We start from the raw sequence: 13,409 nt of genomic DNA, 5'->3' as shown, positions 1-13,409 counted from the left end.
GGCTGCTACAGCCGCGTCGCGTTCGTCGAGCCCGGCAACGGCGCCGCGCCATCGACGCGAATCTCTCCAGCCGGCCGATGCAACGCGCTCGCCCATTGCGCGACGCGCTCGGGGTCGAGCCGCGAGCGGCGCCCGTCGGCGCACAGCGCGGTGCGAAAACCGGCCACGTCGGGCGCCAGCGCGCGGATCTGCGGCAGTTGCGCCCAGCCGAGCGCACCGGCGATGCCCGCCATCGCGCCGCGCTGACGCGCGAGCCGCAACCAGCGCGCGAGCGAGTCGACATCGACGTGATCGAACAGCGTGCCGCCGTCCTTGCTCGCGGTATCGAACATCAGGCCGGCGAAGCCGAGCGCCGCGGTGTGGCTGACCAGTTCGTCGTCCATGCCGCCGTCGCATAGCAGCACCGGCACGACGCTGGCCGGCAGATTCGCGAGCTGCTCGATGCAGCGGCGCGCGGCCGGTCCGCGCGCGACGCCGACCTTCACATAGTCGACGCCGGCATCGCTGACGTCGATCACGCGCGCGGCGATCTCGTCGAACGCATCGGCCGGCACGTCGCCGATCGCCGCGCTGATCGGCTTGACCGGGTAGCGCGCGCGAAGTTGTTGCGCGATGGTCGTGATGGCGCCGATCGACAGGCCGCCGAGCGCGCCGTCGTCCGGCTCTTTCAGGTCGATCAGCTCGGCGCCGGCGCGGGCGGCGTCGAATGCTTCGTCAGCCGAGCGGACGCTCGCGAGCAATGCGGTCATCGGGGTTCTCCGCGGAAGGAAGGGTTTCAGTGATGGGCCGAAGCGGCGGCCTGATGCGCCGCGTCTGCGAGGCTCGCGCGATATCGCGCGATCGCGGCGACGAGCCAGCTCCATGCGGTGCGCTCGTTGTCGCCGGCGGTTTTGTCGATCGCGATCTGCAGATACGCCATTTCTCGATCGACCTTGTCGGCCGGCAGCATGAAGAGCCGGCTCACCAGAATCGCGCCTTCCACGACCGCCGACTGCGCGCGATTGAAGCCCGCGAACGGCGCGTGGTTTTCACGGTGCACGCACTTCATCACCAGCACCGGGCGCTCGGCGTCGTCGCGCAGCTCGTCGAGTTCGAGCTCGGCGTGGGCCAGCGACTCGGCCAGACGTACGCTCGGCACGCGGTTCGTGGCCACGGTCGGCCAATCGGTTGCGCAGTGCGTGACGCAGCCCGCGAAGATCCGCACGTCGGTGGTGAAGTTCAGCACCGCCGCGCGCGTCGCGATCACGTTGTCGAGCGTGACCGACGGACGGAACGGCGCGAGGATGATGCGCTCACCCTCGTAGCGCGCGCCCATTGGCGCGATATGAGGACGGCCATCGCACGCTGCCGTGGTGACGATCGTTTCGTGGATCATGGCTGGGAACGCGTGTCCCGACAGCGCCGGAAGGCCGGCCGTCAGCAGAGGTCAAACACAAACGGGAACCGCAAGGGGGCCGCGGCGTGCGGCCCGGTTGCGGGCTTAACGCGTAGCGACATACATCACGATTTCAAAACCGAGGCGTACGTCGGTGTAGCTCGGAGTCGTCCATTGCATACGTGCTTTCTCCTTCGGTTGAAACAGCGGGTGGAACAGCGTTGCGCCGCCGGCCCGGCGTGATGCCCGGTGTCGACGGCAGCCGGCATCATGCAAGCTCCGTGCCCATGCGCGTTCCGGCCGGCCAGGCGTGCGTGCATTCGACGGCCAATACAGCACCCGGCGAATTGCGCCACGCCGTGGCGCTCGCGCGGGTTGCCAGACGCAAAGAGCCGCGCGGTGTGGCGAAAACGAAGCAAAGTGTGCCATCGCGATTCGCTAATCCGATTGCGCTGTCACGCCGCGCCCGCCTCGCTCACCAACACATTCTGCTCTGATTCGCGTCGCACGGCTCGAAAAAGAACCTCACGATGTGATAGCGATAACCGATCCGTTAAGTCTGCCAAATAAAATCGTGAATTCACCTTGGGCGTGTCCGTGCCTACAGTGCAACTCAAGCGCTTCGTTCTTCCGGCAGTGCGCTTGCCACCTTCGAGGACACGTCATGAACGATTTCAGTCAACCGCCGATCCAGTCCGAACCTCAAGCGCGCGATCCGCACAATCCGCGCGAGCGGTACGCGGCGGGCGTGATGAAATACCGCGAGATGGGGTACTGGCAACCGGACTACGAACCGAAAGACACCGACGTGATCGCGCTGTTTCGCATCACGCCGCAACCCGGTGTCGAACCCGAGGAAGCGGCGGCCGCGGTGGCCGGCGAATCGTCGACCGCGACGTGGACGGTGGTGTGGACCGACCGCCTGACCGCCTGCGACATGTATCGCGCGAAGGCGTATCGCGTCGAGCCGGTGCCGGTGTCTCGCGCCGACGAGCCGCAGTACTTCGCGTATATCGCTTATGAACTCGATCTGTTCGAAGAGGGCTCGGTCGCGAACCTGACCGCGTCGATCATCGGCAACGTGTTCGGCTTCAAGCCGCTTAAGGCCTTGCGGCTCGAAGACATGCGCATTCCCGTCGCGTATCTGAAGACGTTTCAGGGGCCGCCGACCGGCATCGTCGTCGAGCGCGAACGGCTCGACAAGTATGGTCGGCCGCTGCTCGGCGCCACGGTCAAGCCGAAGCTCGGTCTGTCGGGCAAAAACTATGGACGGGTGGTCTACGAAGGCCTGCGCGGCGGCCTCGATTTTCTGAAGGACGACGAGAACATCAACTCGCAGGCGTTCATGCACTGGCGCGACCGCTTCCTGTTCGCGATGGAGGCGGTGAACCGCGCCCAGGCGGAGACTGGCGAGCTCAAAGGGCACTACTTGAACGTGACGGCCGGCACGATGGAGGACATGTACGAGCGCGCCGAATTCGCGAAGGAGCTCGGCTCGTGCATCGTGATGATCGACCTCGTGATCGGCTGGACCGCGATCCAGTCGATGTCGCGCTGGGCCCGCAGGCACGACATGATCCTGCATCTGCATCGCGCGGGGCATGGCACCTACACGCGGCAACGCAACCACGGCATCTCGTTTCGCGTGATCGCCAAATGGCTGCGCATGGCGGGAGTCGATCATGCGCATGCGGGCACCGCGGTCGGCAAGCTCGAAGGCGATCCGCTGTCGGTGCAGGGCTACTACAACGTGTGCCGCGACGCGCACAACGCGGTCGATCTGTCGCGCGGCATTTTCTTCGACCAGCCGTGGGCCGGCGTGCGCAAGGTGATGCCGGTCGCCTCGGGCGGGATTCACGCGGGGCAGATGCATCAGCTGCTCGAGCTGTTCGGCGACGACGCGATCCTGCAGTTCGGCGGCGGCACGATCGGCCATCCGGCCGGCATCCAGGCCGGCGCGACCGCGAACCGCGTCGCACTCGAAGCGATGGTGAAGGCGCGCAACGAGGGCCGCGACATTCTGCGCGAAGGGCCCGACGTGCTCGAAGCCGCCGCGCGCTGGTGCACGCCGCTCAAGCAGGCGCTCGATACGTGGCGCGACGTGAGCTTCAACTACGCATCGACCGATACGCCCGATTTCGCCGCCACGCCGACGGCGGCCTAGCCACGCCGAGCTTTTCCCGCGAGCGCCTCACGAGCGCATCCGCAACGCGGTGCAACGGCACCGCGCGGGGCACCGTTGACGCCGTTCCGAACGCGACATCCATCCACGAGGTTCGTCATGCGTATTACTCAGGGAACGTTTTCTTTTCTGCCCGAGCTGACCGACGAGGAAATCGGCCTGCAGATCGACTACGCGCTGCGCGAGGGCTGGGCCTGTTCGGTCGAATTCACCGACGACCCGCATCCGCGCAACACCTACTGGGAAATGTGGGGTCTGCCGATGTTCGACCTGCACGACGCAGCCGGCGTGTTGCAGGAGGTCAGGGCTTGCCGCGAGGCGCGGCCGCAGCACTACATCAAGGTCAACGCGTTCGACTCGGTGCGCACCTTCGAGACGATGCGCCTGTCGTTCATCGTCAACCGGCCGGACGTGGAGCCGGGCTTCCGGCTGTTGCGGCAGGACACGCAGGGGCGCACGCAGCGCTACAGCATGACGGGCTACGCGGGCGACCGGCCAGCGGGCGAGCGTTACGGCGCGGCGGGCTGACGCCGCTGATCGCGCAACAACGCACACGACGACCCGCAGCGAGGAGGAACCATGACAGACGCCGCCACCGTGGACGCACTGCCCGCGTCCACCGCGCACAGCGACGCCGCCGCGCCCCACATCGACCTCGCGGCGCTGTACCGCGACTCCGGGATCGGCGACGTGCTCGGCGAACTCGATCGCGATCTGGTCGGGCTCGCGCCCGTGAAAACGCGCATTCGCGAGGTCGCCGCGCATCTGCTGGTCGAGCGCGCGCGGGCTTCGCTGGGTCTCGCGGGCGGCGCGCCGACCTTGCATATGTGCTTCTCCGGCAACCCCGGCACCGGCAAGACGACGGTTGCGCTGCGCATGGCGGAAGTGTTGCACCGGCTCGGCTACATTCGCCGCAATCATCTGGTGTCGGTCACACGCGACGATCTGGTCGGCCAGTACATCGGCCACACCGCGCCGAAAACGCGCGACGTGCTCAAGCGCGCGATGGGCGGCGTGCTGTTCATCGACGAAGCGTATTACCTGTATCGCCCGGAGAACGAGCGCGACTACGGGCAGGAAGCGATCGAAATCCTGTTGCAGACGATGGAGAACCAGCGTAGCGACCTGGTCGTGATTCTGGCCGGCTACGCGTCGCGAATGGAAGTGTTCTTCGAGAGCAATCCGGGTTTCCGCTCGCGCATCGCGCATCACATTACGTTTCCCGATTACGAGGAAACGGAGTTGCTCGAAATCGCCGAGCGGATGCTCGGCGCCATGCATTACCGCTTCGATGCCGCGTCGCGCCGCGCGTTCGCCGACTATCTGGCGCGCCGCATCCGCCAGCCGAATTTCGCCAACGCGCGCTCGGTGCGCAACGCGCTCGACCGCGCGCGGCTGCGCCAGGCGAACCGCCTGTTCGCGAGCGCCTTGCAAGGCGGCGAGCCGATCGACGCCGCCACGCTGACGCTGATCGATGCCGCCGACGTGCGCGCGAGCCGCGTGTTCGACGCGCCGCCGCAGTCCTCGCATTCGCCTTCCACCGCGCGCGCCGTCACGGCGCCGCCGGGCTGAATCACGACACCATCGACGGAGAACGCCATGCAGGATGGACGCACGACACTTTCGAAGTTCCTGATCGACACGCTCGATCGCCCGCCGTGTACGGACGACACGCGCGACACTGCAGGACTCTCCGCGCTGCTCATCGACGTAGCGGCGGCCATCAAGTCGATCTCGGCGATGCTGACCAAGGGCGCGCTAGGCGGCAACTACGGTTCCGCGCAAACGCTCAACACGCACGGCGAGCAACAGAAGAAGCTCGACGTCTCGAGCAACGAGATCTTCGTGCAGCAATGCGAGTGGGACGGCTTGCTGGCCGCGATGGTGTCCGAGGAAATGGAGCACGTCTACGCGATTCCGCTGGACTATCCGCGCGGCGAGTATCTGCTCGCGTTCGATCCGCTCGACGGCTCGTCGAATATCGACATCAACGGCGTGGTCGGCTCGATCTTCTCGGTGCTGCGCACGCGCGACCCGGCAGAGGATGCAACCAGCGAAGCCGCGTTCCTGCGGCCGGGCTGCGAACAGGTCGCGGCTGGCTATGCCGTGTATGGACCGTCGACGATGCTGGTGCTGTCGGTCGGCAATGGCACGCATGGCTTCACACTGGAGCGCGACATCGGCAACTTCGTGCTCACGCATTCGAACATCCGGATTCCGCAGGAAACCGGCGAGTTCGCGATCAACGCATCGAACGAGCGCTTCTGGGAGCCGCCCGTGCGCCGCTACGTGCAGGAGTGCAAGGACGGCCGCAGCGGTTGCCGCGCGCGCGACTTCAACATGCGCTGGATCGCGTCGATGGTCGCGGAGGTGCATCGCATCCTGATGCGCGGCGGCGTGTTCATGTATCCGCGCGACTCGAAAACGCCGGCAATGGAAGGACGCCTGCGCCTGCTCTACGAAGCGAACCCGATGAGCTTCCTGGTCGAGCAGGCGGGCGGCCTCGCGATCACCGGCCGGGAACGCATTCTCGACGTCGCGCCGCGCGCGCTGCATGGCCGCGTGCCGGTGATTCTCGGCTCGAAGAACGAGGTCGAGCGTATTGCGCGCTATCACGGCGAATACGACCGCGGCGAGGACAAGCCGTTCACGTCGCCGCTGTTCGGCACGCGCTCGTTGTTCCTGCCGGATTTCACGGCGTGATCAGCGACTGACGGCGCACTCAGCGCACAGAACACAGTCATCCGGAGACAAACGCATGTCAGTCAAACATCCGATCATCGCGGTGACCGGCTCGAGCGGCGCCGGCACCACCACCGTCATGAAGAGTTTCACGCATATCTTCAGACGCGAGCACATCAATGCGCAGATCGTCGAAGGCGACGCGTTCCATCGCTACGACCGCAACGGCATGCGCGCGGCGATGCAGGAGCGCGAACGCGACGGTGTGCCGAATTTCAGCCACTTCGGGCCGGAAGCGAATCTGCTCGAAGAACTCGAAACGCTGTTCACGCGCTACGGCGAAAACGGCAGCGGGCAGTTTCGCCACTACGTGCACGACGCGGGCGAAGCGCAACTGTACAAGCAGGACGGCGGCACCTTCACGCTGTGGGAGGAGGTCGCACCCAATACCGACCTGATGTTCTACGAAGGGCTGCATGGCGCGGCGGTGACCGACAAGGTCGATATCGCGCGGCATGCGGATCTGCTGATCGGCGTCGTGCCGATCATCAACCTCGAATGGATCCAGAAGCTGCACCGCGATCAGACGATGCGCGGCTACACGCACGAAGCGGTGGTTGACACGATCCTGCGGCGCATGCCCGACTACGTGAACTACATCTGCCCGCAGTTCTCGCGCACGCATGTGAACTTCCAGCGCGTGCCGACCGTGGACACGTCGAATCCGTTTACCGCCCGCGAGATTCCGCAACCGGACGAGAGCTTCGTCGTGATCCGCTTCGCGCGGCCGAAGGGTATCGATTTCCAGTATCTGCTGACGATGCTGCACGACTCGTTCATGTCGCGCCCGAACGTGATCGTCGTGCCGGGCGGCAAGATGGGACTCGCGATGCAGCTGATCTTCACGCCGATGATCCTGCAACTGATCGACCGACGCTCGCGCGCCTGAGCGGTACCAGACGGATATCGAGGTTCATTTCGCAAGGAGAGATTCGATGAGTGCAGTCGCGCAACCGCTTGACGCACCCGCCACGCGCTCGATGGCCGACGCGCTGCGCATGCTCGCGCTCGACGAAGCGCGGCGCGTCGCGGACCGCGCGCGTTGAGCCCGCCGCTCGCCAAGATTTCATTTCATATCGAGGAGCACGCAATGGCCTTCATCACCCTGCGGCAACTGCTGGATCACGCGGCCGAACACGACTACGGCGTGCCCGCGTTCAACGTCAACAACATGGAGCAAATTCACGCGATCATGCGCGCGGCCGAGGCCACCGCTAGCCCGGTGATCCTGCAGGCGTCGGCCGGTGCGCGCAAGTACGCCGGCGAGCCGTATCTGCGCCATCTGGTGCTCGCCGCGCTCGAAGCGCACCCGGACATTCCGCTCGTGCTGCATCAGGATCACGGCGCGAGCCCCGCGGTGTGTCAGCAGGCGATCCGCTCGGGCTTCACGTCGGTGATGATGGACGGCTCGCTGCTGCCCGATCAGAAAACCCCCGCCGCGTACGACTACAACGTCGAGGTGAGCCGACGCGTGGTGGACGCCGCGCATGCGGTCGGCGTGTCGGTGGAAGGCGAACTCGGCTGTCTCGGTTCGCTCGAAACCGGCACGGCAGGCGAAGAGGACGGCGTCGGCGCACAAGGCAAGCTCACACGCGAGCACCTGCTGACCGATCCGGACGAAGCGCGGCGCTTCATCGACGCGACCGGCGTCGATGCGCTCGCGATCGCGATCGGCACGTCGCACGGCGCGTACAAGTTCAGCCGCGAGCCGACCGGCGACATCCTCGCGATCGACCGGATCGCCGATATCCATGCGCGCATTCCGAACACGCATCTGGTGATGCACGGTTCGTCGTCGGTGCCGCAGGAATGGCTCGCGGTGATCCGCGAATATGGCGGCGAGATTCCGACCACCTACGGCGTGCCCGTCGACGAAATCCGCCGCGGCATCGCCCAGGGCGTGCGTAAGGTCAACATCGACACCGACATCCGTCTCGCGATGAGCGGCGCGATGCGCAAGTCGCTCGCCAATGCGCGCGCGGAGTTCGATCCGCGCGCGGCATTGAAGGCCGCCACCGCCGCGGCGAGCGCGATCTGCGTCGAGCGATTCGAGGCGTTCGGTTGCGCGGGTCAGGCGGCGCGCATCAAGCCGCTGCCGCTCGACACGATGGCGAGCCGCTACCACTAACGCCACTGCCACGGAGAATGCAATGCGCGAATTCCTGATTGCGCCGTCGCTGTTGTCGGCGGATTTTGCCCGGCTCGCCGACGAGATTCGCGACGTGACGGCGGCCGGCGCGGACTGGATTCATCTGGACGTGATGGACAACCACTACGTGCCGAACCTGACGGTCGGCCCACTCGTGTGCTCGGCGATCCGGCCGTACACGACTCTGCCGTTCGACGTGCATCTGATGACCGCGCCCGTCGATCCGCTGGTGTCGGCGTTTGCCGAGGCCGGCGCGAACCTGATCAGTTTTCATCCGGAGGCGACGCTGCACGTGCATCGGACCATCGATCTGATCCGCTCGCACGGTGCGCGCGCGGGGCTGGCGCTGAATCCGGCGACGCCGCTCGCGGCGCTCGATCACGTGCTGGAGATGCTCGACGTCGTGCTGGTGATGTCGGTGAATCCGGGCTTCGGCGGCCAGGCATTCATCGCCGAAACGCTCGACAAGCTGCGGCTGCTGCGCGAGCGCGTCGACACGACGATGCAGCGCACCGGGCGGCCCTTGCTGATCGAAGTGGACGGCGGCGTGAAGGCGTCGAACATCGCGCGTGTCGCCACGGCGGGCGCGGACGTGTTCGTTGCCGGGTCGGCCGTGTTCGGTGCGGGCGATCGCGCGCAGGCGATCCGCGGCATGCGCGGCGAACTGGCTACTGTCGACGAACCCGCGGGGGTGGCCGCCATGCAGTGATGGCGCTGCTGTTTCAGCGCTTTTTCAGCGTCTCGCCCGGCGCGCACCATGCGCTGAGATCTTCTTCAGGCCGGTCGACCGCGCAGCCCCAGTCGAGCGGCTGGTCCTGATCGAAGCGCTTGCCGAGCCGCCATGCAATCTCGGCGCGCGCAAGCTGCACGCCCATATAGAACGCGTGGCCGCCGTCTGTTTCGAGGTTCAACTGCGGGTACAGCGCGAACGGATCGTCGCCGCGACGATGGCCGTCGCGGTTGTACACGTGAATGCCGTCGGCGCTGATCTGCACGCGGAAATTCGGGTCGCGCACGCCGCGCGCGAATTCGTCGATTTCTTCGGCGCTGTACGGAAACGGCCGTTTCGCATGGACCGTCGCGAGTTCGGTGCTGATGCCCTTGGGCAGCACCTGCGCATCGCGCGCGGCATGCATCACGCGGCGCGCGACATCGGCTTCGCGCAACGCGCGCCGCGCATGCTGGCTCACCGACGTCGCCAGCACCGCGCCAACGCGCAATTCAGCCGCCATGCCGAGCAGCACCGCGTTGATGCCGCTCGTGTCGGCCTCGGTCAGTTCGGTCACGTTGCCGATGCCCATCATGATCGCGATGTCGGGATAGCGCTCGCGCAAACGCACATAGCGCGCAATCGACGCGGCCAGCCCGAACGGAATCGGATCGAGAATCGGATCGGCGAGAAACGCGCGGCCGCGCGCGGACAGCGCGTCGATCGCGGCGTCGAGCGAAGCGGGGTCGGCCGGTTCGCGCGCGACGAGGATCGGCGTCGACGGCACTTCGTCGGCGATCCATAGCGTGTCGAGGTTCAGGCTCATCAGATAGTCGGCGCCCGCGCGGCCGCCGCGCAGCAGTTCGTCGTTGCGCATCGAATCGACGCTGACGCGATAGCCTTCGGCCTTCAGCCGCCGCACCGCGTCTTCGAGAAGCGGAAACGGCGTGTCCGGCAGACAGCCGATGTCGATCACGTCCGCGCCTTGGGCCGCATACTCGCGCGCCCTTGCCGCGATGCCGTCGAGGTCGAGGCGCGGCGCATCGACGATCTCCGCGAAAATCTCCGTGTCGTAGCGGCTCAGATCGAACGGCTTCGCCTTGCGGCCGAAAAATTGCGGCAAGTCCTTGACCTCCTCGGGACCGCGTTCGAACGGTACGCCGTAGTGCGCGCCCAGCGCGTCGAGATCGCCACGGCAGCGGCCCGGCACGATCACGCGCTGCGCGGCGAGCGGCGCGCTCACGCGGCGCTGGATCAGGTCTGCGGTCATCAACCCGGCCACTTGCAGGCCGATTTCGCGCACCTCCCAACTGAACGGCGTCGGCGCCATGCCGTCGAGCACGCGCCGCAGGCTCGGTTCGGCAAGCCGGCCGGTCAGGAAGAGGAGGTGGTCCATGCGAGGTCGAGGGTCGCGAGGCGTTGGGTGAGCGCCGCTTCGAGTTCGTCGAGCGAGCGCGCGAGCGTCGTGTATTCGAAGCGCGCCAGACGCTCGACGTTGTCGAGTTCGATCGCCCGTGGCCGCAGTTCGACCCATTCGTCCGGGCTATGCGTGATCACGCTCGGTTCGGTGTCGCACGCAAAGACGATGCCGGGGATGCATTGCTTGCCGGCCTGCGCATACATATTGGTCGGCAGCGTATCCGAGATGCCGTAAGCACATTTGGCGACCGTGTTGCTGGTGGCGGGTGCGATCACGACCGTGTGATACACGCCGTGATACAGCATGCCGACCGGCACGCCGCTCGCGCTGTTGTCGCGCAGTACGCGAAAGTGTTCGCGCAGCTTGTCGAGCGACCAGCCATAGAGCGGCAGCACTTCCTCGGCCGCCGCGGACAGAAAGAGATCGACGCGCGGCAAGCGCCGCGCGAGCGCGATCGATTCTTCGAGCATATGACCGGAGCCGGTCACGCACCACGCGAAGTGCGCATCCGGCTTGAAGTCGGCGAGATCGCGGGTGCCCTTGCGAGCAGACTCGCTAGGGGACTTGAGGGACGACCCGGTCATGCGTCGAGATCGAACGGCATGCCGTCGGTCGGCGAGCCTTCATGCGACAGCCGGATGTGCAGCCGGCGCATCTTGCGATACAGCGTATTGCGGCTGATGCCGAGCGCCTTCGCGACGTTGCTGACGTTCCAGCGGTGCTCGTCGAGCAGCGACAGCACCGTTTCGCGCTCGTTCAGCTGGATCGCGTTCAGCGAAGAAATGTCCGCTTCGTCGGCGAGATGCCCGTCCATGTCCGCGTTCGCGAGGCGCAGCGCGATCGGCAGGTCGACCGCCGACGTGCGTTGCGTGACCTCGGGCGGCAGATGCTCGCAGCGGATCGGCTCGCCGTCGGACAGCGCGATGGCCATCTGCAACACGTGACGCAGCTGACGGATGTTGCCGGGCCACGCGTAGGTGAGCAGCGCGTGTTCGGCTTCTGGCGTCAGATCGGGCGGATCGTCGGTTTCGTTCGCGAGCAGATGATGGATCAGCGGCAGCTTGTCGACGCGCTCGCGCAGCGCCGGCAGATTCAGCTCGACGCCCTTGAGCCGGTAGTACAGATCCTCGCGGAATTGCCCGCTTTGCACGAGTTCGAGCAGATTGCGGTGGCTCGCGCTGATCAGCTGGAAATTGACCTTGACGGTGGTCTCGGCGCCGAGCGGCGTGACCTCGTGTTCCTCGATCACGCGCAGCAGGCGTGCCTGCAACACGAGCGGCATGTCGCCGATCTCGTCGAGAAACAGCGTGCCGCCGTTGGCCTGCACGATCTTGCCGCGCCGTCCTTCGCGCTGCGCGCCGGTAAACGCGCCCGCGCGATAGCCGAACAGCTCGCTCTCGATCAGGTTCTCCGGCAGCGACGCGCAGTTGACCGGCACGAACAGACCGGCGGCGTGCGGGCTGATGCTATGCAAGGCCTGCGCGAAGACTTCCTTGCCGGTGCCGGTCTGGCCGCGCAGCACGATCGGAATCTTGCGCTGGATCACGCGCGCGGCCAACTGGATCTGCGAGGCCATGCGCGGGTCGCCGAATTCGAGGTGCGCGATCTCGTCGAGCTTCGGCACCGGCGGATGTTTCTCGTGTTTTTCGGCGGCGTTGGCGCGCATGGCGGAGTCGGGGACGAGCACGCGCGTCACGCGCCCTGTGGCGTTTTGCGGCGTCTGCGCGACGAGGAAAAAGCGGTTCGTCGCGTTTGCGCTGTAGACGGTGACCGGATGGAACGAGCCGCGAATGCTGCGCGCGATCATGTCTTCGAGCGACGCGTTGAATGCTTCCTCGATGCGCCGGCCGCGCAGCTCGCTCAGCGAACGGAAGCCCAGCTGGAACAGCGCGCTGCGATTCGCGGCGAGCACGGTGCTGTCGTCGCCGACCGCGAGCTTGCCGCCGTGCAGCGTGCCGACGAATTCCGGGCGGCTGTGGAAATGGATCATGTTGGCGTGCCGGTAGCGCGCATCGAGCAGACGGTTTTCGATCATCTGACGCGACATGCCGACCAGCACCAGCGAGTGCTGCTGCAGCAGCTTCGAGCGGCTCGTGACGTCGAGCACGCCGGCGATTTCGCCGCCGTCGTCGAAGATCGGCGCGGCCGAGCACGTCAGCGACGTATAGCGCGGATAGAAATGCTCGTGCTGACAGACGGCGATGCAGTCGCGCTCCGCGAGGCAGGTGCCCATGCCGTTGGTGCCGGCTTCGCGTTCGCTCCACAGCGCGCCGACGCGAAAGCCGTCGACGGCGACCGCCTCGGCGAACGGCACGGACGACACCTGATGCACGATCACGCCGCCAGAATCGACGAGCACGACCGCGAGCTCGGGATCGGCGAGTTGCTGATAGAGCGTCGTCATCTCGAGCTTCGAACACGCGATCAGATCGCCGAGCGCCTCACGGCGCGCGCTGAGTTCGTACTCGGTGAGCACCGGCGGCGGCACGAAACGCGCGGGGTCCAGCTGGAATTCGTTGATGCAGCGCGTCCACGACTGAGCTACGGGTTCGCTTGTCGGGCGCGTGGTCAACTGATGGTTGACCACGTTCAGAACTTCCCGGACGTGAGTACTGCTGTCAGCGAGCAACGACATGGGATTTGCCTCCGTTGCGTCATTTCGCAAGCGTGACTGCTTCGCACGCCGCGAATGCCGCTTTATCAAGCCTGCCTGCCCCTGGCGCGGCGCAATCTCGGTTCGCCTGCGCCCTCCCGACCGGCCCTACTACGAGGCGGGTGTTGAAAACTGTACGCCCGATGCAGGATTGGTTCAACAGAAAGTCACACTGGGTT

Annotated in this window: 13 protein-coding genes; 7 read left to right on the top strand and 6 right to left on the bottom strand. The window is 66.1% G+C overall.

Annotated elements, in window-relative coordinates; all coding sequences use genetic code 11:
• Window positions 1–5: 5 nt before the first annotated feature.
• From OKW37_RS34765 to pqqA, 3 genes are all read right to left on the bottom strand, one after another.
• Window positions 6–749: a (5-formylfuran-3-yl)methyl phosphate synthase gene (locus OKW37_RS34765; RefSeq protein WP_184052026.1), complete on the bottom strand. Its 744-nt coding sequence runs from the start codon at window positions 747–749 to the stop codon at window positions 6–8.
• 26 nt (window positions 750–775) lie between these two features.
• Window positions 776–1,375 (bottom strand): DUF447 domain-containing protein, encoded by a 600-nt coding sequence (locus tag OKW37_RS34760; RefSeq protein WP_429403634.1) that lies wholly within the window; start codon window positions 1,373–1,375, stop codon window positions 776–778.
• 105 nt (window positions 1,376–1,480) lie between these two features.
• A complete protein-coding gene (pqqA, locus tag OKW37_RS34755; protein WP_113062024.1) occupies window positions 1,481–1,555 on the bottom strand; it encodes a pyrroloquinoline quinone precursor peptide PqqA in 75 nt (24 codons plus the stop codon).
• A gap of 484 nt (window positions 1,556–2,039) precedes the next feature.
• Here pqqA and OKW37_RS34750 point away from each other — a divergent pair, with 484 nt between their 5' ends.
• From OKW37_RS34750 to rpe, 7 genes are all read left to right on the top strand, one after another.
• Window positions 2,040–3,539 carry a form I ribulose bisphosphate carboxylase large subunit gene (locus OKW37_RS34750; RefSeq protein ID WP_429403633.1) on the top strand — a complete coding sequence of 500 codons (1,500 nt, stop codon included), beginning with the start codon at window positions 2,040–2,042 and terminating at the stop codon, window positions 3,537–3,539.
• 117 nt (window positions 3,540–3,656) lie between these two features.
• Window positions 3,657–4,085 (top strand): ribulose bisphosphate carboxylase small subunit, encoded by a 429-nt coding sequence (locus OKW37_RS34745; protein ID WP_429403632.1) that lies wholly within the window; start codon window positions 3,657–3,659, stop codon window positions 4,083–4,085.
• Between the two features lie 51 nt (window positions 4,086–4,136).
• Window positions 4,137–5,129 (top strand): CbbX protein, encoded by a 993-nt coding sequence (cbbX, locus tag OKW37_RS34740; RefSeq protein ID WP_090809065.1) that lies wholly within the window; start codon window positions 4,137–4,139, stop codon window positions 5,127–5,129.
• A gap of 27 nt (window positions 5,130–5,156) precedes the next feature.
• On the top strand, window positions 5,157–6,260 hold the full coding sequence (locus tag OKW37_RS34735) for a class 1 fructose-bisphosphatase (protein ID WP_429403631.1): 1,104 nt from the start codon (window positions 5,157–5,159) through the stop codon (window positions 6,258–6,260).
• Between the two features lie 55 nt (window positions 6,261–6,315).
• Window positions 6,316–7,188, top strand: a complete 873-nt coding sequence (locus OKW37_RS34730) for a phosphoribulokinase (protein WP_429403630.1) — start codon at window positions 6,316–6,318, stop codon at window positions 7,186–7,188.
• Between the two features lie 201 nt (window positions 7,189–7,389).
• A complete protein-coding gene (gene fba, locus OKW37_RS34725) occupies window positions 7,390–8,427 on the top strand; it encodes a class II fructose-bisphosphate aldolase (protein WP_184067324.1) in 1,038 nt (345 codons plus the stop codon).
• Window positions 8,428–8,449: 22 nt separating this feature from the next.
• Entirely contained in the window at window positions 8,450–9,157 is a 708-nt protein-coding gene (rpe, locus tag OKW37_RS34720; protein ID WP_429403629.1) for a ribulose-phosphate 3-epimerase, read from the top strand.
• 13 nt (window positions 9,158–9,170) lie between these two features.
• Here the strand turns inward: rpe and OKW37_RS34715 are convergent, their stop codons facing one another.
• Genes OKW37_RS34715 through OKW37_RS34705 form a run of 3 tightly spaced genes read right to left on the bottom strand, consistent with a single transcriptional unit; the run spans window position 9,171 to window position 13,212 of the window.
• The gene (locus tag OKW37_RS34715) at window positions 9,171–10,553 is read right to left on the bottom strand and encodes a DUF6513 domain-containing protein (protein ID WP_184052010.1); all 1,383 of its coding nucleotides are present in this window, start codon (window positions 10,551–10,553) and stop codon (window positions 9,171–9,173) included.
• The gene (locus tag OKW37_RS34710) at window positions 10,532–11,161 is read right to left on the bottom strand and encodes a flavoprotein (RefSeq protein ID WP_429403628.1); all 630 of its coding nucleotides are present in this window, start codon (window positions 11,159–11,161) and stop codon (window positions 10,532–10,534) included. Before OKW37_RS34710 ends, OKW37_RS34715 begins: the two co-directional genes overlap by 22 nt.
• Entirely contained in the window at window positions 11,158–13,212 is a 2,055-nt protein-coding gene (locus OKW37_RS34705) for a sigma-54-dependent Fis family transcriptional regulator (RefSeq protein ID WP_184067333.1), read from the bottom strand. The genes OKW37_RS34710 and OKW37_RS34705 overlap by 4 nt, the downstream gene beginning before the upstream one ends.
• Window positions 13,213–13,409: the final 197 nt, after the last annotated feature.

The organism is Paraburkholderia sp. MM5482-R2 (assembly GCF_050436125.1).
Lineage (GTDB): Bacteria > Pseudomonadota > Gammaproteobacteria > Burkholderiales > Burkholderiaceae > Paraburkholderia > Paraburkholderia tuberum.
This window is presented reverse-complemented; position numbering and strand designations above follow the sequence as displayed.